The following is a 24,739-nucleotide window of genomic DNA, read 5'->3' as shown; positions in this document are numbered from 1 at the left end:
CACCGAAGGAGTTTTACATGGACTGGCTGCTGGCTTGGCTGATCAATGCAGTTTCGCTGTTGATCCTGCCGTATGTGATCCCCTCGATCAAGATCCGGGGATTCGGGACCGCATTGGTCGTGGCGCTGGTGCTGGGTCTGATCAATATCCTGCTCCGTCCGATCCTGGTCTTGCTGACGCTACCGGTGACCTTGATTACGCTGGGTTTGTTCATCCTCGTGATCAACGCCTTGCTGTTCCAATTCGCCGCCTGGTTGCTCAAGGGCTTCGAGGTCAGCGGATTCTGGTCGGCGTTTTTCGGCTCCCTGCTGTACAGCATTATTTCGTGGCTACTGTCCGCGCTCGTTCTCGGGCATGGGTTGAGCTGGGGCGTCAGCAATGGCGCTTCGGGTTCGGGCTTCGTCTGACCGCGGGCGCGGTCTTCTGACAGGTGTCATCGATGGCTGCCATCGAAATTTCGTTCGAGTTTTTCCCGCCTAAGTCCGAGGAAGGGGTGGCAAAGTTGGCCGCCACTCGCGCAGCCTTGCGCGAATTCCATCCTCGTTTCATGTCGGTGACGTATGGCGCGGGCGGGTCCACGCAGCAAGGTACGCTGGATACCGTCAAGGCCATTGCCGCCGAGGGTGTCGAGGCGGCGCCGCATCTGTCTTGTGTGGGCGCGTCGCGCGAGAGTCTGACGCAGACGCTGGATACGTTCCGTGCAGCCGGTATCCGTCGCGTCGTCGCATTGCGTGGCGACCTGCCGTCAGGCATGGTCGACACGGGCGAGTTCCGCTATGCGTCGGATCTGGTTGCCTTCATTCGCCAGCATGCGGGTAACGCATTTCACATCGAAGTGGCGGCTTATCCGGAATGCCATCCGCAGTCTCGAAATGCCCGGCAAGACCTGAAGCATTTCATGACCAAGGTCGATGCGGGTGCGGATTCGGCGATCACACAGTACTTTTTCAACGCGGATGCGTATTTCCGCTTCGTTGATGATGCACGCGCGGCGGGTGCAACGCTGCCGATCGTACCGGGTATCATGCCGATCACCAATTTCTCGCAATTGGTGCGTTTCTCCGAGATGTGCGGTGCGGAGATTCCACGCTGGATCGTGCGACGGCTGGAATCGTATGGTGATGATCTGCCATCAATCCGGGCATTTGGCGTGGATGTCATCAGTGCGATGTGTCGACGTCTGATTGACGGCGGCGTCCCGGGCTTGCATTTTTATACGTTGAATACCGCCGCGGCAACCAGTGATATCTGCAGGAACATCATTTCGGCCTGATATCGTCGGGTATCGCCTAATAAACGCAGGACGCTCAACCGAGCGCCCTGCGTTTTTCCATTGCCTGCCCCGCTGGGCAATCACTTGACGCGCTACGTTGTTATCTGCTCGCCCTGCAAGGGAACGCGTCAGCGTGAGAGCGTTTTCATCGCGTGAGGGTGATTTCATTACTATAACGGCCGCAGCCCGCAGCCCGCAGCCCGCAGCCCGCAGCCCGCAGCCCGCAGCCCGCGTGTCGCGGGTTTATCGCTACTTGTCCAGCGGTCGCATACGCCGATAATCGTCCATTTCCATCACTCCCTGCATCAACATGCGCGACCGAATCGACGACGAGATTACCTTTCGCAAGCTTGAGTTCCTGCTCGCGTTCATGAAGACTGGAAGCTTGTCGAAGGCGGCCGAAGCGCTGAATGTCAGCACGGTCAGCGTGCATCGCGCGCTGCACTCGCTCGAACAGGGCGTACGATGTGCGCTGTTCCGGCATGAAGGCCGCAATCTCAAGTCGACGGATGCAGCGCGAATGCTGGCCGATGTAGCGCAGGAGGTGCTCACGCTGATGTCCGCCGGCATTCACGCGACCCGTGAGGCGGCGGGGTATTCGTCGGATCGGCTGAAGATCGGCTCGCTGTACTCGCTGACTATCAAGACCGTGCCTGACATTGTCGTCGACCTCAAGGTACGGCGACCAACGCTCCAGGTCGAACTCGTGCTTGGTTCGAATGCAGAACTGCTCGACAGGCTGAGGCAGGGCACCATCGATGCGGCTCTCATGGCATCGCCGGACGCCGAGCCCGAAGTCGAATTCATCCCCCTTTTCGAAGACGACATCTTTTTCGCGGCGCCCGCCGATTCAGTGTATGCGAACCAGGAAGCAATCGATTTGCGGCACTGCCGCGACCAGACCTTCGTTTCCCTTGGCGAGGGATTTGCAACCTATCGGGGCTTCATGGAAGCGTTTCGGGTCGCGGAATTCACGCCGAACGTCACCATGAAAGTCGGCGATATTTTTTCACTGATGAATCTTGTGAGTGGTGGGGTCGGATATACGCTGTTACCTGGCCGCGTGCGCGGAGTGTTCGGCGACAAGGTGCAATTTATTCCTCTCAAGCCGCAATATCTGATGCGCCAGTCGATCGGTGTCAGCTTTTTGCACGCGCGCGAGCGTGACCCGAACCTGTTGGCGCTGATGGCTGTCTGCCGTCTTTGCACGAGAAGGGCTGGCTGAGTGCCGGCCCTTTCTCCCTCACCTGTTACCGTTCAATCAGCGCGGCAAGGTTTGGCAGTGCCATATTGCTGCAATGCGTCACGATTTCCCTATAAATCACGCTGGTCAATCGGGTGTAGCCCGTTGACCGGCGACATCTCGATGGCGAGGCGAGCCCTTCTGGCGTGACGCTAAGACGGATGCGCTCGCGTGCCATGTAAACCGTAGACAAAAAGCGGATACTTCCAGGCGTATCAAGCGCCCATCAAAGCCTTCGTCGAAAAAACAACAGCGAAGGTCCGAGCAAGCAGCCAATGCCGGTATGGAACGTCGCGATCAGCGCCCCATAGGGCACGAGCCGACGATCGGTCGCGGCGAGCCCCGCGCTGACCCCGCTCACCGTCCCCGCAAGGCCGCCGAAGATCATTGCGGAGCGCGGCGTCTTCAGTCCCATGAAACCGGCCGCGAGCGGCGTGCCGATCATCACGATGATCGCTTTGATCAGGCCTGTGGCGATGCTGAGCGCGATCACATCCGAGCTCGCGCCGATCGCCGCGCCTGTTACCGGTCCCACGATATAGGTGACCGCGCCCGCGCCGATGGTCGTCATGCTGACGGGATCGGTATATCCGAATGCGTAAGCAATGCTTGCGCCGACGATGAACGGCAGCAAGGTACCGAGCAGCAACGACACCACGCCGATCATCCCCGCCTTGCGCGCCTCGGTGGCTTGTACCTCGAACGCGGTCGCGACAATGGCGAAATCACGCAGCATCGCGCCGCCCATCAGGCCTATGCCGGTGAAGAGCGGCAGGTCGGCGATACCCTTCTGTCCGCCGGTGAATGCGCCGCCGACATAGGCGAGCACGAGACCGATCACGATTGCGATTGCCGAGCCGTGCACGCGCCCGAAAGTCAGTTTGCGCGATAACAGCGACGATGCCCACATGATCAGGCCCACCAACGCGAACGCGGTGATGAGGCCATTTTGAACCAGGTTTTTATTGAGAATTTCCAACATGATTCACTCCTGATTCAGGTTTCTTCAAGGTGCGGAGCGTTCGCGAACGACGTGTTGTCGCGACCGGTGCGGGAGAGAACGGCGATGCAGCATGCGCAGACGGCCACGGCGGCCAATGCAGAAAGCAGGGCGACGGGGCCGCCCTTGAGTGCAGCCACGACGTTCTGGTTGGCGGACATCGCCACCACGACAGGAATGTACATCGCGCCCCAGAAAGCCACGCCTGCTTCCGTCTCCTTCGGCAACAGTCCTTTCTTATGCAAATAGAGCTTGAGGAAAATCAGCAGCAGCATCGCGATGCCGACACCGCCGACGTTCGTCTTCACGCCTATCGCGGCGCCTAGCAGGTCGCCAAGAAAAAGTCCCGCGAGATGACAGAACGCGAGAAGTGCAGTTCCATAGATGATCATTACTGTCTCCTTTAATATCTTTATCGGCTTCTGACGAGCCGGCTTGAGAAGTGAGGCGCTACCGCCATTGCTCCCGTAGCTTGCGGCCAACGGTTGTGGAGGCCGCGCGGTGCCTGCTGCCGAGCTGATGTTCCAGACCGCGCGACGGGTCGTTGTGGATGTCGTCGAAAGCGGCGCGCAGCGCCTTCTCAACGGTAGTCTGATCGGCGCGGGTCGGTGCATCGGCGGTGGTTACGCTCAGGAGCTTCCAGAGTAGCCCGAGTGATGCGTCATTGTCGATGTTGTAGGCCATCGGCGGGACTCGCGCGGCGAACGCGTCGAGATCGGCAAGCGAGCGGCGCGTGGCCCGTGCCGCCAATTCCTTGCCCATCGCGTGGAGCATGACTGGGCCTGGCTCTTAATGGACATGAGGCAAGTCTAGGGAGCGAGGTACGCCATTTCAATGACGCTCGGGGTGTATCCGTTATCACGAGAGTAATGATCGTTCGACGTGAACGCCGACACCGTGATGGGACCGGGCTGGAGTGCTGGACGGGGATATCCAGGGGTTTTCCCTGCTTCGCTGACCGCCAGGCACCAGGTCCTACCGCGTGACGGTTTTGAAACGCCGTGTGAACGGGGCCAAGGGCGTGGTGGCTTGGCCGAGTACGCGTAACTATCCCCGCGGTGCCGATGGCGTGAGAGCGGGGCCGGTGCCAACCCGCATCACGCTATTTCTTCAGCGCGATGACATGCCACTTGGCGACCGTCCACGGGACGTAGTATCGGTACCTCGCTACGGCACCGTTCGACCGCATAAGGGCAGCGCCGATGGAAGGTGCAGCCTGGCGGGGGCGCCAGCGGCGACGGCAATTCGCCTTCGATGGCGATCCTGTCGCGTCGGTTTTCCGCGCGCAACGCCGGCGTGGCGGACATCAGTACGCGGGTATAGGGGTGTCGTGCACGACTGAAGATACGCGATTTCTCACCTGTCTCCACGACGGCGCCCAGATACATCACCATCATGTCGTGTGCCACGTGCTCGATGACCGACAGGTTGTGCGAGATGAAAACGTAGCTCGTCCGGAACTGCTCCTGCAGATCGAGGAACAGGTTCAGAATCTGCGCCTGCACGGAGACGTCGAGCGCCGATGTCGGCTCGTCCGCCACGACGATCGAGGGCTCGACGATCATCGCACGCGCGATGGCGATGCGTTGACGCTGGCCGCCGGAGAACATATGCGGGTAGCGCCGCAGATGCTCGGGACGTAATCCCACCGTTTGCATCATGTCGCGAATGCGCGAGAGCCGGTCCGTCGCGCTCAGGTCGGTGTTGATCCGAAGCGGCTCGCCCAAGGCTTGTTCGATCGTCTTGCGCGGATTCAGCGAGGCATACGGATTTTGGAAGACCATCTGGACGCGTCGGCGTAAGTCGGCATCCTGAGTGTTGGATAGACGTTTTCCGTTTTCGGAGATGGTGCGACCGTCGATGACGAGACGGCCATCCGTCGGTGTCTCTACCATCGTCAACTGGCGCGCCAACGTCGACTTGCCGCAACCGGATTCACCAACGACCCCCAGCGTCCGACCCCGTTCGAGCGATAAGGAAACGCCGTTCAACGCACGTAAGGTCTTGTTGCCGCCGAACCAGCCACTGCGCACCGGGTAAAGCTTCGATAGCGCGTGCGCTTGCAAGGCGATGTCCAGCGCATCGGCGACCGTGCCTTGCGTGCACTCCCCGTCAATGGACGTTGCGTGAGGGCTTTCGATCATGCTGCATCTCCTGTGGCCCGCACCGGCAGTGGTTTGATGCATCGGACCAGTGGCGTCATCGGATCGAGTCGGTTTGCTTCCGCCTCGGTCGTAACCGACGCGGACGGCCGCGCCGGTTGCGTTGCCGCAGCGCCTACAGCGACGTTCGATGCAGACTGCGAATGCGGACGCGAAGCAAGCGGTGCAGCAGTCTCTGACACGGGCGGTACCTCGCCCTGCAACGTTGGCGGTAAAGCACGCTGTGAATCCGGCGGCAACAATGCCGGGCGCGCCGTTTGGCAGGCCGGTTCGACAAAGGCACAGCGCGGCGCGAATAAGCAGCCAGTGGGGCGATCGTCCTTGCCGGGCACCGTGCCGCCTAAGGCCGTTAGGCGCAAGGCACCGCGATTATGCTCGGGGATGGCGGCCAATAACGCCGAGGTATAGGGATGTCGCGGCGCCTGGAAAATCGCCGGCACCGCCTGCCGCTCGATCAGCTCGCCTGCGTACATGACCGCGACGCGGTCAGCCATTTCGGAAACCACGGCCAGATCGTGTGAGATCAGTACCATCGCCATGCCACGATCGCGTTGGAGGCTGCGCAGCAGGCTCATGATCTGCGCCTGTACGGTGACGTCGAGCGCGGTCGTGGGCTCGTCGGCAATCAATAGCCTGGGATTGCAGGCCACGGCGATCGCGATCATGACCCGCTGGTTCATTCCGCCCGACATCTGGTGCGGATAGGACTTCAGCCGGTTCTTTGCATCCGGGATTTCGACCTGCTCCAGCAGGGCGAGAATCCGTTGCTCCAAGGCCCGGCCTCGCAGGCCCTCGTGTCGTTTCAAGACCTCGGCAATCTGAAAGCCGATTGTATAGCTTGGATTCAGGCTCGATTGCGCATCCTGAAAAATCATCGCCACATCGCGACCGATGATCTGCCGTTGCTGGCGTGCCGACATTGTCAGAAGGTCCTGACCGTTAAACGCGACCCGGTCCGCCGTCACTTTGCCGGGCGCATCGATCAGCCCCATCAAGGCCAACATCGTCACACTCTTGCCGGAGCCGGATTCTCCTACGACACCGACGACTTCGCCAGCGCTGACCGTGAAGTTCACCCGTTGCACCGCAGGTGCGCCATCGAACGCGACACTCAGGTTTTGGATATCGAGCAGTGTCTCTCCTGTACCGCCCGTGCCGACTCGGCCGTCCTGCACGTCAAGCAATGAATTCAACGCAACCTCCGCAATTTTGGATCGAGCGCGTCACGCAAGCCATCGCCGAACAGGTTGATTGCCAACACGGTGACCAGAATGGCAAGGCCTGGCATCGTCACGATCCACCATGCGCTGTCGATGTAATCGCGTGCCGACGAAAGCATGGCTCCCCATTCGGCGGAAGGCGGTTGAACGCCAAGGCCGAGGAAACCCAACGCCGCGGCATCCAGGATCGCCGTGGAAAAACTGAGCGCGGCCTGCACTAGTAATGGTGCTGCGCAGTTCGGCAATACCTGCGAGAACATCAGGCGCAATGTGCCCGCGCCGGCAAGACGCGATGCCGTGACATAGTCCTTCTGCAGTTCCGACTGTGCGGCTGCACGTGTCAGTCGGGTGAAGGCTGGCAAGCCGACGATGCCGATCGCCATCATCGTATTCACAAGACCGGGGCCCAGCACGGCGACCACGGCAACGGCGAGCAGCAGCGACGGCAGTGCGAGCAAGATATCCATCAGCCGCATCACCGGCGCGTCCATCCAGCGCGGATAGAAGGCGGCGATCAAGCCCAGTATCGTTCCGGGAATCATCGCCATGAATACCGATAATAAGCCAATCAGCAGGCTGAGCCTGGCGCCATACAGCAGGCGTGAGAGGATATCGCGGCCTGCTTCATCGGTGCCCAGAAGGAAGCGGGTACTGCCATGCACCTCCCAGACTGGGGGCTGCTGGATCGCTTCTCGATATTGCACGATCGGATCATGTGGCACGATCCATGGTGCAAACACGGCGGCCAGCACCAATAACACCAATAGCAGGCAGGCGACGACTGCTCCTCGATTGGTCGAGAACTGCCGTACGAAATCCCGCGCGCGCAAGCGCAGGCCGCCTTGCTCTGCCGCAGGAAAGGCAGCATCGACGCTGGGTTGTAATCGACTCATCTTGGTTCGCTCCTAGCGGTGGTGACGGATGCGCGGATCGAGCACGCCATACAGCAGATCCACCACCAGGTTGACGAAGATCACCAACAACGCGATCAAAAGAATCCCGCCTTGTACGACGGGATAATCGCGGCGACCGATCGCATCGATCAGCCATTTGCCGATGCCAGGCCAGGAAAAGATCGTCTCCGTAAGCACCGCACCGGCCAGCAGCGTGCCTACCTGGAGTCCGATGACCGTCGAGACCGGAATCAGCGCGTTGCGCAGTGCGTGCACGACGATCACCCGCGTTCGCGACAAGCCCTTCGCCCGAGCTGTACGGATGTAGTCTTCGCGCAGCACTTCAAGCATCGACGAGCGGGTCATGCGCGCTATTACCGCGAGAGGAATCGTACCGAGAACGACGGCGGGCAGGATCAGATGGCTGACGGCGGAGCGCCAAGCGCCTTCGTCGTCGGAGAAGGCGGCATCGATCAACATGAAGCCGGTAATGTGCGGGATATCATATTCAACCGCTATGCGCCCTGATACCGGTGTCCAGCCCAGTTTGACGGAGAAAAACATGATCAGGATCAGTCCCCACCAGAAGATCGGCATCGAGTAGCCGGTCAGCGCCGCGCCCATCACGCCATGATCCAGCGTCGATCCGCGCTTCAACGAGGCAGCGACGCCGGCGGGCAAGCCCACCAGCAAGGCGAAGATCATGGCGCAAATAGACAGTTCCAAGGTAGCCGGAAAACGCGCCCAGAATTCCTGTAGGACTGGGGTGTTTGTAACGATTGACAGGCCGAGATCGCGGCGCACTGCGTGCGAGACGAAGTGCCAGTACTGCAGTGCCAGCGGTTGGTCCAGCCCAAGCCGGTGCAACGCGGCGGCGTGCGAGGCTGGATCGATGCCGCGCTCACCCATCATCACTTCCACAGGATCGCCGGGTATGAGATGGATCAAGGCGAACGCCAGCAAGGTGATGCCGATAAAGGTGGGGAGCAACACGCCTAACCGTCGCAGCAGATATCGAACCATAGGATGGGGTAGCAGACGTTATAGGAGTCGATCATACCGCTTCCCGTGAATGGATTTACGGCATGTGAGACTTAGCATCGTACCAAGTCTCAAATATTTTGTGTCATCGCATCCGTACAAGAAAGTCGGGCGAAGTAAGCGTTGGGGTGGCGAAGCTCCTAAGTAGTCTCTGGCGTTTAGGACGGTTCCGAGTGGGAATGCGAATGGCAACGGTCTATGATCTTTTAACAGTAGATGGTCTTTATAAACCAAGTGGCAGCGCTTACGGAGGATGACGGCCGATCCCGCAAGCGCACCGAGTGCGACCACTTGATTCTGCATGTCGTATAGACCGGCGTCCTTTTGGGAGCATAGTATGTCAAATAGTTTACAGAAGTGGGTAGGACGTAATCGTGCACCACGCGTTCAGATTACTTACGACGTAGAAGTTGGCGATGCTGTGGAGCGGCGTGAATTGCCCATGGTGGTCGGCGTGATGTCTGATTTGGCCGGTATGCCGGAGAAGCCACTCCCTAAGTTAAAGGACAGGCGTCTCACTGAGATAGATCGAGACAACTTTAATGATGTGATGGCGCGTGTGGCACCGCGCTTGATGCTGTCCGTGCCGGACACGATGAAGGGAGAGGGTAGCCTCGCGCTGGAACTGCACTTTTCCCACATGCGTGATTTTCATCCCGATGCGCTCGTCAATCAGGTGCCCCGTCTGAAAAAACTGTTGGAGGCGCGTCAGCAGCTGCGAGATCTACTCGCGAAACTCGACGGGAATGACGAATTGGACGCCTTGCTTGAGAGTGTCATTAGTAACGATGACGCACTGAAGACGTTGCGGCACGACGCGGGGGCGAAAGCTGACGCCGCGGATTCCGTATCTGACGTTGAAAACCAATCGGAGTAAGGCGATGAGCGCTGAAACACACACAAGTACCGCCGCCGTACAGACAATGGACGACGCATCGGAACCGACATCGTTGCTTGACCGCATCGTGCTCGAAGGCAATATGGCAGTCGAGCCTTCGCAGGGTGGCTATGCCCGGCGACTGATCGGGCAACTCGCGTCGCAGATTCTGGACGAAGGCATGCGGGCGAGCCCCGATAAGGGCGTGGTTGCCATGATTAACGAACGCGTCGCGCAGATCGATGCGATCTTGACCGATCAATTGAACGCCGTCATGCATGATCCTGCATTTCAGGCGCTGGAGGGCTCGTGGCGTGGTCTATCCGATCTTGTGCACGGAACGGAAACGAGCGCGCGATTAAAGCTGCGTGTGTTAAACGTGACAAAGGCGGAATTGCTGAAGGATCTTGAGAGCGCGGTCGATTACGACATGAGCGTGTTGTTTAAAAAGCTATACGAGGAAGAGTACGGCACGTTTGGTGGTGCACCTTATTCCATGTTGATTGGCGATTATCAGTTTGGGCGTCATCCACAGGATATTGCGCTGCTCGAGGGCATGTCCAAGGTCGCGGCGGCAGCGCATGCACCATTTATTGCAGCGGCTGCGCCTTCGCTGTTCGATCTGAAGTCCTACACGGAACTGGGTGTTCCGCGCGATCTTTCGAAGACTTTCGAGAGTGAGGAGCTGGCGCCTTGGCGCGCATTTCGGGAAACCGACGATTCGCGCTACGTTGCGCTTGTCCTGCCCCGCTACGCGGCCAGGTTGCCTTACGGCGCGAAGACGCAACCGGTGGAAACGTTCCAGTTCGAGGAGGACGTGGATGGCAGCGATCACAATAAGTACCTGTGGTCGAATGCAGCCTATCAAATGGGGCTGCGCATTACCAATGCCTTCGCGCAGCACAGCTGGCCAACTGCCATTCGCGGGGTGGAGGGCGGCGGCAAGGTAGGCGGGCTCGCAGCACACGTTTTTAAGACCGATGAAGGCGATATGGCACTGAAATGTCCAGCCGAGGTCGCCATCACTGATCGCCGGGAAAAAGAACTAAGCGACATGGGATTTGTGGCGCTTGTCAGCGCGAAAGGCGAGAACTCCGCAACATTTTTCGGAAGCCAGACAGTAAACAAGCCAGCGATGTACAGCACCGATGCGGCCAATGCTAACGCGGCGCTTTCAAGTCGACTGCCCTATGTCATGGCCGCATCCCGCTTTGCGCATTATATGAAAGTCATGATGCGCGACAAGGTGGGAAGTTTCCAGTCCAAGGAGGCCATCAGTCGCTATCTAAACGATTGGATATCATCATTTGTACTACTAAATGAATCGGCGCCACAGGAAATGAAAGCGAAATTTCCGCTTAGTTCTGCTCGGATCGATGTAACGGAAGTGCCGGGGCGGCCGGGAGCCTTCCGTGCAACGTGCTTTATCAAGCCGCATTTCCAGATGGAGGAGATGACGGCGTCGATGCGACTCGTGGCAGATTTGCCAGAGTCGGCCGCGTGAAGCGGATGAGCCCGGAGGGCGTGAAAACGGTCGGAGTACGGGGTCGTTTAGTCCATAGGCTGCCAATGTTGGAGGGGGAATTTTACAGCATCCACTTTTCCTTTTTTTACCAAATGAATGTGCACTGATATGTGCTGCAAGGAGAATTAAATATGGCGATTTTACTGAAATTGGACGGCGTAAAAGGTAACAGTACGATGGACGGTTTCGCCGACACGATCGAGCTCGAAGCGATATCCTTCGGTATCTCTAATCATGGCAATGTGGATCCGTCGAATTCTGGGCGTGGATCGGGAATCCCCAGCGGCAACACAATCTCGATCACGAAGCGGATGGACATGTCGACACCCCCGTTGTACCAAGCCTGCGCGGACGGCAAATCACACGCGGAGGCGACGATTAGTATTGTGCGTAACGCGGACAAGCCGACCGCTGATATGGTCTATAAGTTGACGAATGTGATAGTCGTAAACGTAGGGTGCAACGCAATGGATATGGAGGGATCGGATTCCATTCTGCTGAGCTTCTCTGCAATTGAGATTACCTATAAGACGCAGAATAAAGATGCGACAGGTAAGGGCAACACATCAGCTAAATGGGACTTCACGACGAATAAGGCATCCTAGGCGAAACAGGTATGTCGATCTCTCGGCGCACGGTAGCCCATTCAGAATGCCCTGCGCAGCGGCGCGGGGCAGAGGGTGACGGCAACGCACCGAGGCTGCTGTTCGATCGGCTTGTGTCTGAAGACCCTGGCGACGCGGGGCGGCTGAATTCGCGCAATGGCGATCCTCTTATCGACGACATGCGCACGCCTGAAAAAGTGCGTAGTAGGGGTGATCGGCCGTGCGTCGAACCATCACAAGCGTGGTGTGAATCAATTGCCAATGAGCTATCCGATCTGTTTCAGACCACGTCGCGTGTGCCGATTCGGCATTACGAAGCGCGATCATTGGATTTGCTCGACTATGGACTACCTGATATACGGGGCTTGTCGATGCGGTCGGAGCCTGATCGGCAACTGCTCTCCCGTGTGATGGTTCTCGCGATTACCCGCTTCGAGCCGCGTTTGACAGATGTGCATATTACGTTGCACGCGGACCCTGCGGGAGGGGAAGCGCTTCGCTTATCTATCTATGCCAGGATTCGTACAGGGACTGCGCGAGAGGATGTCCTTTTCGTCCTGACACGCTCCTCTCAGGGGCTATCGCGCGTATTGCCTGTCACGCTAGAGTCGGAAGACGATACAACGTGCAAAGGGAGTGCGCGCGGCCCGACGGGTTTGACTAACTGAATAAGACGAGGTGGCCCCATGTCCGACGACGTTTTGCAATACTACAAGCGCGAGATGGGCTACCTGCGCCAGCAGGGTGCGACGTTTGCCGCGCGGTACCCCAATGTGGCTGCGCGGCTGTCGCTGTCGGGAACAGAGTCGCAGGATCCGCATACCGAGCGGCTGATCGAGGCGGTCGCCTTCCTGACTGCTCGTGTCCATCGAGATCTGGATCAGGCCGCGCCCGAACTCGCGACTACGCTGCTTTTTCAAGTCTGCCCGTCCCTTGCACAGTCCCTGCCGTCCATGGCGATCGTGCGGATGTCACTGGACCCAAGGCAGGGGAATGTGACATCGGGCTATCGGTTGCCACGTCATACCGCGTTGCTTGCTCGCACTGTCGACGATATAGCCTGTCATTTCCGTACTGCCTGGGATACGACTTTATTGCCGTTACATATTAGTGCGGCGTCGAAAACCCAAGATGACACGATCACCTTAACGTTGGAAACCACACCGGGTATCACATTTCCACAGTGCGATATTCGACGTCTCCGTATTCATCTGTGCGGTGACTGGACCGAGGTGGTGCCGCTGTATGAATTAATGGTAGCGGCGGTGTCGCGTGTGACGGTGTCCACCGATGCGGGCATCACGCAGCACTTGGCGTCAAGCGCATGGCGGGAGGTGGGGTTCGACGCGGATGAGTCGTTGCTGACGACATCCGCACCCGCTTATCTGCCGTATGTGCTGCTGCAGGAGTATTTTGCTTTTCCCAATAAATTTCACTTTTTCGATCTGTTCTTGCCGCCTGGTGTGTTCGGTCAAGGAAACAAGGCGCGTCTGACGTTCCAATACAGCCGCTCTATAAAACATCTCCCCGCTTTACGAACTGATCATTTCGATCTCGCTTGCGTGCCGGTGGTCAATCTTTTCGAGCGCACCAGCGAGCCGGTAACAGTGAAAGGTCAGCATTATGAATATCCTCTAGTTGCAGACCATCGACACGATGCCCATACAGAGATCGTTTCCGTGGACACAATGTGGTATGTCGATGGCACCAGTGGTCGCACGGTACAGATGCCGCACTATGCGATGGGTGCGCAACCTGCGGACGTGGCGCACTCCGATGATTTACACACCGGGAAAGAACCGAAGCAAGCAGCGGATACGACGGCTGATCGCGTGTCCGGATCTCGCCCGTTATATGACGATACGTTGTTCTGGGGGGCGCGGATCGAACGGTCGATCCGTCCAAACCGCTCAGGTACGGATACCTATATCTATTTCATCGATGCCGATGAGGGGCGCGCGCAGTCGTCTGGCTGGACGGTATATGCGCGGGTCCTGTGTTCGAATCGACGTTTGGCGGAGCGAATGCCGGCAGATGCACGGATGACACTGACGCGCGGATCGCAGCACGTGCAAGCGCAAAGCCTGACCTCGCCTACTGCCGCGCAGTTGCCGCCACTCGAAAGTGAAGCGTTATGGCGCCTTGTTTCTCTGTTGACCTTGCATTACCAAACGTTTTCAGCGGGGAATGCAGTCAGATATGTTCATGATCTTCTCACGGTGTTTTCACATGGAAGCGCTCGGGAGAAAGCACAAATCGATGGCGTGCGTGCCGTCCGTTCCGCGCCGATGACAGGACATATCGGTAACGATGGGTGGCGCGGCTTCTGTCGCGGCACGCGTATCACGATCGAATTCGACGAAGCGGCGTTCGCGGGCACATCGCCACTGCTGCTCGCTGCAGTACTGTTCCGGGTATTTGCAATGTACACGTCGGTGAACACATTCGTGTGTCTCGTGGTAAATAAGGGAGGGGAGACATGGCATCAGTGGGCACCAGCCGCCGGGACCTATCCGATGATGTAGTCGCGCGTCTGCAGGATGCGCCGCAGTGCTACAACCTGTTTCAAGCGATTTGGCTGATCGAACGTGCGGCTCTTGGATGCGTGCCGCTGGGAAAGGGCGATGGCAGGTTTGAAGCCCTGCGCCTGGGCGCGATAACATCGATGAAATTCGAGCCGCGGGACATCACCTCGGTCGAACCTGCTGATGCGTTGCGCGATAGGCCCTTGCTACGTACACCGATTATGGCGCTGGCCGGCGCGCATGGGCCACTGCCCGAGCCATTTGCACGCCGACTGTTTGAACGTGCATCCCGCAGAGATTACGCGACGCACGATTTTCTCGATATTTTCCATCATCGCTTGCTCACCTTGCTTTATCGCAGCAAAAAGCGACGGTTCGGGGCGCTCTCGGCCTTGGGTGATCCCGATGGCCCTCCACTGCAGATAGTGCTTCGCGCGTTTATGCGAGACGGTGCGTTCGATGCGCGGCACAAAGGTGTTGCATCGCGTAACGCCGTTGTAGCCGCACATGACGACGCATTGCGATCGGTGCGGGTTGGTGCGTCTCCGCAGCCGGAGGTAGCGTGGTTAGCGCATGCCGGATTGTTGGCTGGAGCGCCGCGCTCGTTGCGAGGTCTTGAGACGCTGATGCAACATCGGCTGGGTATTCGCGTGGACGCGCAGCAATTTATCGGCACTTGGTTGCCGATTGATGTAGGGCAGCGGTGTCGGCTGCGGGAGCGCGACGGGCGAGGCGCACGATTGGATGGGCGGTCGGCGCTTGGACGGCGCGCATGGGATCAATCGGCTGGTATTGGGTTGCGATGCCGCATCACAGGGAATGCGGCAATGCGTGACCTGCTGCCAGGGGGGCGTGCCCACGCCGTGCTGGTCAACATGTTACAGCGTTACCTTCCATCGCGCCCCTTTGTGCAAGTCACGTTGCAGCTGTTAGGGGAAAGCGCTGCGCCGGCGCGCATATCGACAGCGACGGCACGATTGGGGTGGACAACGCGATTGATGGCCAATCCATCGCGTCGCGGCCATGCGGGTGCCGCATCCCTTGGCACGGTTAGATTTTCAGTGATGCTTAGTGATAGCGAGATGGAGAAGCGTTAGGCAATGAATCGGACCGGTCTTCGAGTCAGCCAAGTTGACAACGGCGGTACGGTGCGAGAGCGGCGCTGAGGTGATGCCTAAAGGGGTTGCCTTTCTTTAACGAGTTCGAGAACCGAAAGCAATGGACACCAATATCCGTACTTGGCTGAGCCGGCTTGACCCGCGGTGCTTATCAGCGATGGAGCAGGCCGCCGCATTATGCGTGCAGCAGACGCATTACAGCGTGGAGCCCGAGCACTTGTTAATGCAGTTCGCCCAGGCACCGGACGCCGCTTGGCGAGGTGTGCTACAGGAGTGTGGCGTGGACGCCGATCTTGTGGCGCGCCAGTTGCAAAAAGCGATCGATGGCTTCACACGTGGAAATGCCAGGACGCCCGCGCTGGCGCCGGACTTCGCTGATTGGTTTCGTGAGGGCTGGGTGTTGGCAACCGTCACGTGTGGTCTTCAAAAGATTGATGCTGGCGCGTTGCTGCTCGCGCTGCTTGCGCTGAACAGTTTGCGGGGCCGTCTGATCGACGCTGCGCCGGCGTTGTTGAATATTTCACGCGATGCGGCATCACAAGCAGTAATGGTTGCACAAGGCGCGGACAAATCCGTCGGCGCGCGGGATCTGCCCCTATTGCAGACAGACCATAGTGACAACGGTCTGTCCTCCGGCGGGGGAACGCCGGCGGGGTTTTGGCCAACGTCTGATCGTTCCACTGACGGCCTGGCACGCTTTACGATCGATATTACGCGCCAGGCTCGGGAGGGCCGGCTGGATCCCGTCACCGGGCGTGATCCGGAAATTCGGCAACTGATCGATGTGTTGATGCGGCGGCGACAAAACAATCCAATCCTCACCGGAGAAGCGGGAGTGGGGAAGACCGCCGTCGTCGAAGGATTCGCGCAGCGTATTGCACGAGGGCAGGTTCCGGCTGCGCTACGCCAGGTTCGATTATTGTCACTGGACCTGGCGTTGTTGCAGGCGGGAGCGGGCGTCAAAGGGGAGTTTGAAAACAGGTTGAAAGGGGTGATTGCGCAGGTACATGCGTCGCCGCAGCCGATAGTGCTATTCATCGATGAAGCGCACCAGATCATTGGTGCAGGTGGAGCGGAGGGGCAAGGCGATGCGGCGAATTTGCTGAAGCCGGCACTGGCGCGCGGTGAACTGAGGACGATCGCGGCAACCACCTGGGCGGAATACAAACGCTACGTCGAGCGTGATCCGGCGTTGGCGCGGCGGTTTCAGGTCGTTAAAGTGGACGAGCCAACAGAAGAGGCTGCCATTCAGATGTTGCGCGGTGTCGTGCGCAAACTTGCCGAGCATCACGGGGTCGAGATCGGCGACGACGCCGTGCGCGACGCGGTTCGTCTGTCACACCGCTACATAACAGGCCGACAATTGCCGGACAAAGCAGTGAGCGTACTAGACACGGCCTGCGCGCGCGTTGCGGTTGTCCTCGCAGGCGTGTCGCCGCGTATCGAGTCGTTAGATCGCGAAATCGCGCAAGATGAACATGCGTTGGGACTGCATCGGTACGAAGCCGCCTGCGCACCGGCTAGTGACGCACTCGCCCATACGGCGCTTGCAGAGAAGATGGCAGCGCTTGAGGCGCAATTGATCGAACAGCGTGGCGCGCGCCGGAAGCTGCAGGAGAAGCTGGAAACGGAACGCGACGTGGCCGCGCGGATCAATGCTTGCAGAGCGCGCATCGCCGCAGAGCTGCAGAAGGGTAAGGATGGAAGCGATGGGCAGGACGCCTCCTCCTGCGGTAAGAGATCGGCACAACGCGATGCGTCTCCAGTGGCTTCCGCCTACCCGCCGGCGGAATGGGCCGACGATCAGTTTTGCAGCGACCGAGCACTGCTGCAGCGGCTGGAGAAGGGGCTTGAGGCAATTCAGCAGGATGATCCCTTGGTGTCCGTCCGCGTCAACGCCTCTGCCGTGGCAGAAGTGGTATCCGGCTGGACCGGTATCCCGGTGGGACGCATGATGGCGGATGAGATTCATTCCGTGCTAGATCTGAAGGCGCGGATGGGACAGTACATCGTGGGGCAGGATGCGGCGCTGGATGCACTGGCCCGACGGATACGAACGTCGCGCGCTGGATTGGAAGACCCGTCGAAGCCGATTGGCGTATTTCTACTGGTCGGACCGAGCGGCGTCGGAAAGACTGGCACCGCTTTGGCCCTGGCAGAACTGCTTTATGGCGGTGAGCGCAATGTCATCACCGTGAATATGTCCGAGTTTCAAGAGGCGCATACCGTCTCATCGTTGAAGGGCGCGCCGCCAGGTTATGTTGGATATGGACGCGGTGGCGTCCTGACCGAGGCCGTACGGCGCAAGCCCTATAGCGTCGTCCTGCTTGATGAAATGGAGAAAGCGCATCCCGACGTTCTGGAAGTGTTCTTCCAGGTGTTCGACAAAGGAACGTTGGAAGATGGCGAAGGCGTACCAATCGATTTTCGCAATACGATCATCCTGATGACGTCCAATGCGGCGCAAAGCGTCATCACGGACCATGAAGAGGTCATGCGCAAAACTGTGCGGGTCGCGCCTGAAGAAGACGGGCATATCCAGGGCAGACCGGAGGCGTTGCAGGATGCCGCGTCTCTGATGCCCGTGCTGCGTGATGCGTTGTTGCACCGGTTCAGCGCTGCTTTCATTGGCCGTACCGTCATCGTTCCTTACTTTTCGCTGACCGATAAACAAGTGCGGCAAATCGTGACGATGAAGTTGTCGACGTTGGCGGATCGGATCAAATTGCAGCATCGTGCACGCTTTCAGTGGTCTGACAGTGCCGCGCAGACGATCGCGGCGCGTTGCGTGGAGGTGGAAAGCGGCGCGCGCAATATCGATCATCTCTTAACTCAGACCGTTTTGCCGGACCTATCGCAGTGCATTCTTGAGCGCGTTGCCACGGGCATTGCGCTGGCATCAATATGGATGGACGTCGATCAAGACGGGAATTTCCGATTCCGTTTCAGTGACACGACAGAGAATGTTGGCGTGGAGATCTGCAATGTCTGACATTGGAAGCGACGCCGCATTCACGGCCATGCTTGCTATCGAAAGTGTCAATCAGCACCTAGTGTTAGAGACGCTGGATGGTGAAGAGGCAGTGTCGTGGCTATACGCATTTTCGATTGCTTTCACGGTGAGTGGCGCGCCGCTGGACGCGGTGACACTGACGGGCAGGGTCGCGTCCATCACGATGCGCTTTGAGGGACAAGCCGACCGCATCTTGCGCGGCATTGTAAGTGAGATCGTCGAGGAAGACGAGCGGACGGCTCCGGGCAACGAGCGTGATAAGGTGCATTGTTATACGGCTAAGATTGTACCGAAACTATGGCTACTGACGTTGGATTCAGACCGCTCCATCTATCAGGCGCAGAGTGTGCCAGCCATCATTGAAAGTGTTTTACGTGGACATGACATCACTTATGAAAATCGTCTGACCGAAACGTATCCGGTTCGTGATTACTGCGTCCAATACGACGAGAGCGCGTTTGCTTTTATCGCGCGTCTGATGGCCGAAACGGGTATTTTCTTTTGTTTCGATACGGCAGCGGATTCCCTGCCAGTGATACTTGCCGACGCGGCTTCTTACGAATTGCCACGCAGTACGAGCCAGGTATTGCGTTATGCGCGGCGACCGACGGAACGAGCCGTGTTTGATACCGTTTGGCGACGTCAGTTGTTGCGTGCGGTCGTGCCTCGGCAGGTCATTGTGAATGACTATCACCCAATGACGTCGGCAACGCCGGCACTGGCGCAGTCTGGCGACGCAGCCGTATGGGGAACGCGTTACGTCTACCCCGGCGGACAGCATGACGCAAATGAAGGCAAAAATTTGGCGCGACGGTTGTTAGACGCGTTGGGCACGCAGGACGCTACGATGTCCGGACTGACCCGTTGCCATGCATTATCGGCGTGGTCGTTATTGGAAATATCCAGCGATGATGACGCGACGGATACACAGGCGGGCGCACGGTACCACGTCCTTACGGTTCGCCATCGCATTCAGGACGGTCAATACTGGGCGGACTTTTCGTCGTTGCCGGCAGATCGCTCGTTCCGCCCGAAAGCCATCGCCAAGCCGCGTTTGGCCGGTCCCCAAACGGGGACCGTCGTTGGTCCCTCAGGCGAAACGGTGTGGGTGGATGAACACGGTCGTATTAAGGTGCGCATGCATTGGGACCGAAAGCGCGCGGCGGACGAGCACGCGTCGTGCTGGATGCGGGTGGCGCAAGGGACGGCCGGACAGGGGTGGGGGCAATGGTTCCTGCCGCGAATCGGTCAGGAAGTGTTGGTGACCTGTGTCGAAGGAGATCCCGACCGGCCTGTCGTAACGGGGTCGGTCTATAACGACGTGCAGACGCCGCCGGTAACGTTGCCGCGTGACCAGACACAGACAGTGCTACGTTCGCGCACTTTCGGACAGAACGCCGTTGATGGCAACGCGTTGGTATTTGACGATAAGACGGACGCGCAATTGCTTGCGCTGCAAGCCAGCAGGGCAATGCATATCGATGTTGCCAATTCGATGTCAACGACGATCGCCGAAGGTGACGAGACCCATAGTGTGCGCAAGGGGAACCGGCTCTTCGAAATTGCCGAAGGCAACGATACGCAAAAAGTGAAAGGCAAGCGAACGGAAACCGTGTCAGGCGATCACGCGCTTTACGACGAAGCGACATATCGGCATAGTGTATCGGGCGACTATACCCTGCAGATCGACGGAAATCTGACCATCAAGGTGGGGGGCAATATCGCGCTACATGCGGGTGGCACGCTTTCAAACGAAGCCGCCACTGCATTGACAAATAAGGCGGGTACAGATCTTACGAATGAAGCGGGCATGTCGCTGACCAATAAGGCGACTACGACATTGTCAAACGAAGGATTGTCGGTGTCGTCGAGAGCATCCACCACGCAGACTGTGGATGGTGGTGGCATGCTGACCTTGAAGGGGGGCATGGTGTCGATAAATTGACGATGCGATTCGCGGCGGATAATCGCATGCATGACGTTGAAGGTGGCATGACCGGCGGTGCTAATTGCCCATTGATCGGTGCGCCGGCGCACGATCAGGTCAGTGGCGATTGCGCAGCGCCTAATGCCACGCACGTGACGCTTGTGGCAGGGCGTGTCGAGGGTGTCGTGCGGCAATTTTGGCCAAATGGAAACAGGCAGTTGCTGGCCGCTTTCGTTGACGGGCAGCCCCATGGTGAGATGCGGGTTTTTAACGAAGATGGTGTTATGACAATGCGCGCAAGCTACCAAAGCGGACTGTTGCATGGCCCTTGCCTTCAGTTAGTCCACGGTCAAACCGTGTCGATATTGACCTACCAGCAAGGGAAATTGCACGGAAATGCGTTGTGCTTTGATCAAGTGAGCGCCCGTGCCGTTGCACTATTCCATTACGAAAATGGGTTGTTGCATGGGTGGACACGATATTGGCGTCCGGACGGCTCCCTCTTGCGCGACGAAAAATGGCACGCTGGCGTGTTGCAATTCGTCGAGGAGCGGTGATGACTTTTCTCGCGATAGCTGGAGCGCCGCTGCAATGCTCGTTCGGCGCGGCCCCTTCTGTGTTGAACGTCATTCCAATAAAACGTGTAGTCGCGGGTACCCCGGTCGCCACCGTGACTGACAATTTGCCATTCGTGAACGTGCCGCCATTTGGTGTCTGTTCTTGTCCGGCGAATCCAGTGGTCGCTGCTGCAACCGCCGCGGCATTCGGCGTACTGACGCCCATGCCGTGTGTGCCTGTTTGTGGCGCGCCATGGATGCCGGGGGCATTGCGAACGATGATCGGCAACACACCAGCGCTGGATGTAAGCAGTAAATTAATGTGCCAGTGGGGAGGCATCATCCAGGTTGTTTCTGCCAGCCAAGCCACCATTACCGTGGCCTGAAAAAATGCCGCCACGTTATTGCGACGTTCATGAGTTAAACCGTTAGATGAAAGGGGGCGCATAGTGAGTCGAATTGCCGTGACCATTCCGCGCGCCATTCTTTCGATCGTGCTTCTGGCGCTGGCGGCGCTCGTCTGTGGCTGTGCAAACAGCAATCCACAGTATCGGATTCATTGGTCAGGCCTGACCTTGAGTGCCACGTCAGATGCAAATGGCGATAACCCTGTAGCGGTGGATCTGGTTCTGAGCAGTGACGTGGCAATGACTGAGCGGATCGCGGCTATGTCTGCGGCGCAATGGTATGCACAGCGTGAAGCCTTGCAGGCACTGTTCCCGGATCGGCTTCATTACTTCAGTTGGGAGATGGTGTCTGGACAGACGTTGCATATGCCGCGCTCGGTGATGGCGCCACGGCGAGTCAATGCGGCGCTCGTTTTTGCCCGCTATGGCACCCCTGGCGTTCATCGCGCACGGATTACGGCACGGAAAGGGCCGGTGACGATCCGGTTGACGCGGGAAAATATTGAAATCGTAGGAGACCGTTAGCGTGCACGATGAACAGGAATTCGAGGGCACGCACGAGCGCGTTGAACGGATATCCGAGCGGGTCGAGTGGCATGAGGGTATGTTGCTGTCGCCGCAGCACTTTCAGTTGTTAGATGCTCGCTTGGAACAATTGGTGCGCTGGCATTTACTACGCACGAATCCTTACGCCTGGGGCGTCTGGTCATGCCATTTTGAGCGAATGCAATTCGCGTCGGGGCATATCAGGGTAACAACACTGGAGGCCGTGATGCCCGACGGCACCGTGTTGACCTATGACGCCACAGATTCGCTCAACGCGCCACTCGAACTGGATCTGCGACACCATGCGGCGCTGCTAAGCGGTGCGGAAGTCGATTTGTACCTGACGCTGCCGTCCATTCACACGATGCGAGGCAGCGGCGTCCAAGGCGATCCGCAAGATCGTCCCGTCCGGCGCTTCTGCTCCGTGGCAGGTCCGCTGGTGATGGATGCCGTCTCCGGTAGCGACGCCATCGCGGTGCCGCGGCAGGTCCCGCAACTCGGCTTGGCCGTGGGGGCCATTCCCGATGCACGTTATGACGTATTGCGCATCGGTACACTGCGGCGGAACGCCGATGTCGTGACGCTCGCCGAACGTTTGCCCCCGTCGCTGCGCCTGCGTGATCAAGGTCGCATCCTGGTGCGCGTGCGCGGGATTGCCGTGCAGATGCGGGCCAAGGCATTGTTTCTAGCACGGCAATTGCTGTCGTCGGGACCGATGGGGCAGGACGTTCCGGCAACCATTCACCCGGAGTGGATCGACAGCAAAGACGCCAACAAGGCGCCGCTACATCGCTCATCCGACGATGGCGGGCTCGCGCGCTTTGCGATGCGGGAAAAGTTGCGGTGTCTGACCTTGGCGTTGCCGCAGCTGGAGGCCGTACTACAAACGCAGAACGTGCATCCGCACGCGCTGTTCGTCGCGCTGGCCAGCGTGCGCGGCGCAGTGGCGCTGCTGCGCGAAGACATGGTACCCGGATTGTTGGACCGCTACGACCACAACAACCCGGAAGGAGCACTAAGTCCACTGCTCGATGATATCGATCTCGCCATGCAGAAAGTGAGCTTGCGCTATCGTGAACGCTCATTCGTCTTCACGGAGGGACGCTACGAAGCCCTCTTGCAGCAAGATCTTCGGGACATTTGTTTCATCGTCGCGCAGGGTGGTTCGACGCAAGCACTCGAGGCGTGGATGGCAGGCGCGGTGATTGGACGAAAGGCCGACTTGCCTACTCTCGTCTCGCGCCGCGTCCTTGGGTTGGCGCGCGAGCGCGTCAACGGAGCGGCCGCACGTATTGGCGGAGACGGTGAGAATAGCGTGGTGTTCCGCATCGATGCACGTAATGCGCCGCTACGGGCCGGGACCCCGTTGGTTGTTTATAGTCCTCGCGGCCCAGGTCAGGCGTTATGCAATCCAACGCTTGTGCTATTGGAAGATACCGAAGTCCGCAGCGAGGAGGCGCCGGCGGGGGGCGCGGCTGAGGTGTACAGGGCAGGACGGGACGAGTCGAAACAGCGGGCTGAAACAATGCGACCGGTCGACCCGTACTGGCGCGCTAACGGCGAGGATGGTACGCCGCTATGATGAGTATTCCTCACTGGCAGGAATCAGCGGTGTTTGCACCGTTTCGCGCGTTTGTCGCGGAGATTGACGCAGCGTTGCGGTCGATGGCGCCCCCTTCGCAAAGCCCATTGTCTTCCTTCGGCGGTAACGGTCGGGCGATGCAACCTTCCGATCATGTTGGTGCGGCCTATCCGCGGACGACGGGCGAAGCCTTTGTTGTTCCCACGCTGCCTGATCAGGCACCGACGGTGGCGTCGGCGTGGCGCCAGTTTAGTGATGCGGCCGTTGATTTGGGCGCGCCCTTGGAAGATCGACGCGCGGTGTCTGATAGCGGAGCGGCTGCCGGCCCGTGGCTGCAGGGCCCCCTGGCATCTGCGGGGAACGAGCCGTCGACCGTGGCGACGCGCGCGGAACATCTTGCGCGGGCGGAGGATGCGGCGCGAGAGGTCAGCGATCGACTGCTGCGACAACTGCGTGTCTACGGTGCACGGTGGCAAATGAGCGCGTATGCCGAGATCGGGGAGGCCAGACAAGAGCTGCTTTACCTGTTTGCGGCGTTGGCCGACGATCTATTGCTGAATACCGAGTGGCTTGGAAAATCTGCCTGGATCGGCTACCTCCTCGAGGCACGACAATTCGGCAGCCACGTTGCCGGCGACGCGGTCTTTGAAAGTATCGAACGACTCGTGTGCTCACAACGCCGGGCGAAGCCGATGTTGGCCCGAGTCTACCTACTGATGCTGGGAGTGGGCTATAGCGGCCGCTATCACGGGCAGCCATTGCAACGCGACGCAGTGGACGCCTATCGCCAGACCGAACGCGAACCAGAACCGTCAGAAACCAGCGCGTCGGCGCAACGCCTGACGCCCAATGGCCTTAGTGGGCAGGAACAGCTTACGCGTTATCGGAGGCAACTCTATGAGGCGGTGATGCAACAGCCGCTTCCTGAAGGCTCGGCAGCACCGAGCGTCGTGGATCCGCATGCGTATGCGCATACGCTGAACGCGATAAGGCCGACAAGCTTTCGCCGGCCCGCGCGCTGGGCCGTTATCGCGCTCCTGTGCGCGGGCGCGCTCCTGGTCCTTTCACAGTTTGCCTGGTTTGCAAGTAGCTGGCCGGTGCGCAAGGCGCTGCGCGAAACCATGCAGCCATCTGCTCAGACATTTGAACGCAGTGCGGATGAGTATGAATCGCGCGTTCCGCGTATTGCGGTAAGGCGGCAATAGGTTGAAAGTATATCGGGCAG

At 58.9% G+C, this 24,739-nt stretch carries 22 protein-coding genes and 1 pseudogene; 16 read left to right on the top strand and 7 right to left on the bottom strand.

Annotated elements, in window-relative coordinates; all coding sequences use genetic code 11:
* Positions 1–17: 17 nt before the first annotated feature.
* From WM40_RS03855 to WM40_RS03845, 3 genes are all read left to right on the top strand, one after another.
* The gene (locus tag WM40_RS03855) at positions 18–407 is read left to right on the top strand and encodes a phage holin family protein (RefSeq protein WP_024903413.1); all 390 of its coding nucleotides are present in this window, start codon (positions 18–20) and stop codon (positions 405–407) included.
* 32 nt (positions 408–439) lie between these two features.
* On the top strand, positions 440–1,273 hold the full coding sequence (gene metF, locus WM40_RS03850) for a methylenetetrahydrofolate reductase [NAD(P)H] (protein ID WP_024903412.1): 834 nt from the start codon (positions 440–442) through the stop codon (positions 1,271–1,273).
* A gap of 310 nt (positions 1,274–1,583) precedes the next feature.
* Complete coding sequence (locus WM40_RS03845) at positions 1,584–2,498, top strand: LysR family transcriptional regulator (RefSeq protein ID WP_024903411.1); 915 nt, start codon at positions 1,584–1,586, stop codon at positions 2,496–2,498.
* Positions 2,499–2,731: 233 nt separating this feature from the next.
* On the opposite strand, the pseudogene madM reads toward WM40_RS03845, so the two are convergent.
* The 7 genes and pseudogenes from madM to WM40_RS03810 form a co-directional block, all read right to left on the bottom strand.
* Positions 2,732–3,498 (bottom strand): annotated as a pseudogene (madM, locus tag WM40_RS03840) (malonate transporter subunit MadM).
* Positions 3,499–3,512: 14 nt separating this feature from the next.
* Positions 3,513–3,908, bottom strand: a complete 396-nt coding sequence (gene madL / locus WM40_RS03835; RefSeq protein ID WP_024903409.1) for a malonate transporter subunit MadL — start codon at positions 3,906–3,908, stop codon at positions 3,513–3,515.
* Between the two features lie 58 nt (positions 3,909–3,966).
* Positions 3,967–4,290 carry a biotin-independent malonate decarboxylase subunit gamma gene (locus tag WM40_RS03830; RefSeq protein ID WP_051504383.1) on the bottom strand — a complete coding sequence of 108 codons (324 nt, stop codon included), beginning with the start codon at positions 4,288–4,290 and terminating at the stop codon, positions 3,967–3,969.
* A 323-nt stretch (positions 4,291–4,613) separates the two neighbouring features.
* Positions 4,614–5,660 (bottom strand): dipeptide ABC transporter ATP-binding protein, encoded by a 1,047-nt coding sequence (locus WM40_RS03825; RefSeq protein ID WP_024903408.1) that lies wholly within the window; start codon positions 5,658–5,660, stop codon positions 4,614–4,616.
* Positions 5,657–6,862 carry an ABC transporter ATP-binding protein gene (locus WM40_RS03820; protein ID WP_413783795.1) on the bottom strand — a complete coding sequence of 402 codons (1,206 nt, stop codon included), beginning with the start codon at positions 6,860–6,862 and terminating at the stop codon, positions 5,657–5,659. The genes WM40_RS03825 and WM40_RS03820 overlap by 4 nt, the downstream gene beginning before the upstream one ends.
* Positions 6,863–6,867: 5 nt before the next feature.
* Entirely contained in the window at positions 6,868–7,791 is a 924-nt protein-coding gene (locus WM40_RS03815; RefSeq protein WP_024903406.1) for an ABC transporter permease subunit, read from the bottom strand.
* Between the two features lie 12 nt (positions 7,792–7,803).
* On the bottom strand, positions 7,804–8,814 hold the full coding sequence (locus WM40_RS03810) for an ABC transporter permease subunit (protein WP_046152224.1): 1,011 nt from the start codon (positions 8,812–8,814) through the stop codon (positions 7,804–7,806).
* A gap of 355 nt (positions 8,815–9,169) precedes the next feature.
* Between WM40_RS03810 and tssB the strand changes: the two genes are divergently transcribed.
* From tssB to WM40_RS03745, 13 genes are all read left to right on the top strand, one after another.
* On the top strand, positions 9,170–9,709 hold the full coding sequence (gene tssB / locus WM40_RS03805; RefSeq protein WP_046152305.1) for a type VI secretion system contractile sheath small subunit: 540 nt from the start codon (positions 9,170–9,172) through the stop codon (positions 9,707–9,709).
* 4 nt (positions 9,710–9,713) lie between these two features.
* Positions 9,714–11,213, top strand: coding sequence for a type VI secretion system contractile sheath large subunit (gene tssC / locus WM40_RS03800; protein ID WP_046152223.1), 1,500 nt, complete (start codon positions 9,714–9,716; stop codon positions 11,211–11,213).
* Between the two features lie 152 nt (positions 11,214–11,365).
* A complete protein-coding gene (locus WM40_RS03795; RefSeq protein ID WP_046152222.1) occupies positions 11,366–11,839 on the top strand; it encodes an Hcp family type VI secretion system effector in 474 nt (157 codons plus the stop codon).
* An 11-nt stretch (positions 11,840–11,850) separates the two neighbouring features.
* Positions 11,851–12,507, top strand: coding sequence for a type VI secretion system baseplate subunit TssE (gene tssE / locus WM40_RS27650; RefSeq protein ID WP_052738156.1), 657 nt, complete (start codon positions 11,851–11,853; stop codon positions 12,505–12,507).
* Between the two features lie 18 nt (positions 12,508–12,525).
* On the top strand, positions 12,526–14,364 hold the full coding sequence (tssF, locus tag WM40_RS03785; RefSeq protein ID WP_046152221.1) for a type VI secretion system baseplate subunit TssF: 1,839 nt from the start codon (positions 12,526–12,528) through the stop codon (positions 14,362–14,364).
* Positions 14,319–15,461, top strand: coding sequence for a type VI secretion system baseplate subunit TssG (tssG, locus tag WM40_RS03780; protein WP_046152220.1), 1,143 nt, complete (start codon positions 14,319–14,321; stop codon positions 15,459–15,461). Before tssF ends, tssG begins: the two co-directional genes overlap by 46 nt.
* Before the next feature lie 121 nt (positions 15,462–15,582).
* Entirely contained in the window at positions 15,583–18,474 is a 2,892-nt protein-coding gene (gene tssH / locus WM40_RS03775; RefSeq protein WP_046152219.1) for a type VI secretion system ATPase TssH, read from the top strand.
* The gene (locus WM40_RS03770; RefSeq protein ID WP_157685697.1) at positions 18,467–20,440 is read left to right on the top strand and encodes a type VI secretion system Vgr family protein; all 1,974 of its coding nucleotides are present in this window, start codon (positions 18,467–18,469) and stop codon (positions 20,438–20,440) included. Before tssH ends, WM40_RS03770 begins: the two co-directional genes overlap by 8 nt.
* Positions 20,441–20,466: 26 nt before the next feature.
* Entirely contained in the window at positions 20,467–20,979 is a 513-nt protein-coding gene (locus WM40_RS27645) for a toxin-antitoxin system YwqK family antitoxin (RefSeq protein ID WP_157685696.1), read from the top strand.
* Complete coding sequence (locus WM40_RS03760) at positions 20,979–21,365, top strand: DUF4280 domain-containing protein (RefSeq protein WP_046152218.1); 387 nt, start codon at positions 20,979–20,981, stop codon at positions 21,363–21,365. Before WM40_RS27645 ends, WM40_RS03760 begins: the two co-directional genes overlap by 1 nt.
* Before the next feature lie 63 nt (positions 21,366–21,428).
* Entirely contained in the window at positions 21,429–21,911 is a 483-nt protein-coding gene (locus WM40_RS03755; protein ID WP_046152217.1) for a hypothetical protein, read from the top strand.
* A 1-nt stretch (position 21,912) separates the two neighbouring features.
* The gene (tssK, locus tag WM40_RS03750) at positions 21,913–23,514 is read left to right on the top strand and encodes a type VI secretion system baseplate subunit TssK (protein ID WP_046152216.1); all 1,602 of its coding nucleotides are present in this window, start codon (positions 21,913–21,915) and stop codon (positions 23,512–23,514) included.
* The gene (locus WM40_RS03745; RefSeq protein WP_082102416.1) at positions 23,511–24,719 is read left to right on the top strand and encodes a DotU family type IV/VI secretion system protein; all 1,209 of its coding nucleotides are present in this window, start codon (positions 23,511–23,513) and stop codon (positions 24,717–24,719) included. The genes tssK and WM40_RS03745 overlap by 4 nt, the downstream gene beginning before the upstream one ends.
* The last annotated feature ends 20 nt before the right edge of the window (positions 24,720–24,739 follow it).

The sequence above is a fragment of the Robbsia andropogonis genome, from assembly GCF_000970345.1.
GTDB classification, from domain to species: domain Bacteria; phylum Pseudomonadota; class Gammaproteobacteria; order Burkholderiales; family Burkholderiaceae; genus Robbsia; species Robbsia andropogonis.
This window is presented reverse-complemented; position numbering and strand designations above follow the sequence as displayed.

Coding starts and splice junctions, on each gene's coding strand:
- tssE (WP_052738156.1), top strand. CDS start 11,851: ATGTCGATCTCTCGGCGCACGGTAGCCCATTCAGAATGCCCTGCGCAG.
- tssF (WP_046152221.1), top strand. CDS start 12,526: ATGTCCGACGACGTTTTGCAATACTACAAGCGCGAGATGGGCTACCTG.
- WM40_RS03830 (WP_051504383.1), bottom strand. CDS start 4,290: ATGCTCCACGCGATGGGCAAGGAATTGGCGGCACGGGCCACGCGCCGC.
- metF (WP_024903412.1), top strand. CDS start 440: ATGGCTGCCATCGAAATTTCGTTCGAGTTTTTCCCGCCTAAGTCCGAG.
- WM40_RS03810 (WP_046152224.1), bottom strand. CDS start 8,814: ATGGTTCGATATCTGCTGCGACGGTTAGGCGTGTTGCTCCCCACCTTT.
- WM40_RS03845 (WP_024903411.1), top strand. CDS start 1,584: ATGCGCGACCGAATCGACGACGAGATTACCTTTCGCAAGCTTGAGTTC.
- tssC (WP_046152223.1), top strand. CDS start 9,714: ATGAGCGCTGAAACACACACAAGTACCGCCGCCGTACAGACAATGGAC.
- WM40_RS03855 (WP_024903413.1), top strand. CDS start 18: ATGGACTGGCTGCTGGCTTGGCTGATCAATGCAGTTTCGCTGTTGATC.
- WM40_RS03745 (WP_082102416.1), top strand. CDS start 23,511: ATGATGAGTATTCCTCACTGGCAGGAATCAGCGGTGTTTGCACCGTTT.
- tssH (WP_046152219.1), top strand. CDS start 15,583: ATGGACACCAATATCCGTACTTGGCTGAGCCGGCTTGACCCGCGGTGC.
- tssG (WP_046152220.1), top strand. CDS start 14,319: ATGGCATCAGTGGGCACCAGCCGCCGGGACCTATCCGATGATGTAGTC.
- WM40_RS27645 (WP_157685696.1), top strand. CDS start 20,467: ATGCATGACGTTGAAGGTGGCATGACCGGCGGTGCTAATTGCCCATTG.
- WM40_RS03815 (WP_024903406.1), bottom strand. CDS start 7,791: ATGAGTCGATTACAACCCAGCGTCGATGCTGCCTTTCCTGCGGCAGAG.
- WM40_RS03795 (WP_046152222.1), top strand. CDS start 11,366: ATGGCGATTTTACTGAAATTGGACGGCGTAAAAGGTAACAGTACGATG.
- tssB (WP_046152305.1), top strand. CDS start 9,170: ATGTCAAATAGTTTACAGAAGTGGGTAGGACGTAATCGTGCACCACGC.
- madL (WP_024903409.1), bottom strand. CDS start 3,908: ATGATCATCTATGGAACTGCACTTCTCGCGTTCTGTCATCTCGCGGGA.
- WM40_RS03760 (WP_046152218.1), top strand. CDS start 20,979: ATGACTTTTCTCGCGATAGCTGGAGCGCCGCTGCAATGCTCGTTCGGC.
- WM40_RS03770 (WP_157685697.1), top strand. CDS start 18,467: ATGTCTGACATTGGAAGCGACGCCGCATTCACGGCCATGCTTGCTATC.
- WM40_RS03825 (WP_024903408.1), bottom strand. CDS start 5,660: ATGATCGAAAGCCCTCACGCAACGTCCATTGACGGGGAGTGCACGCAA.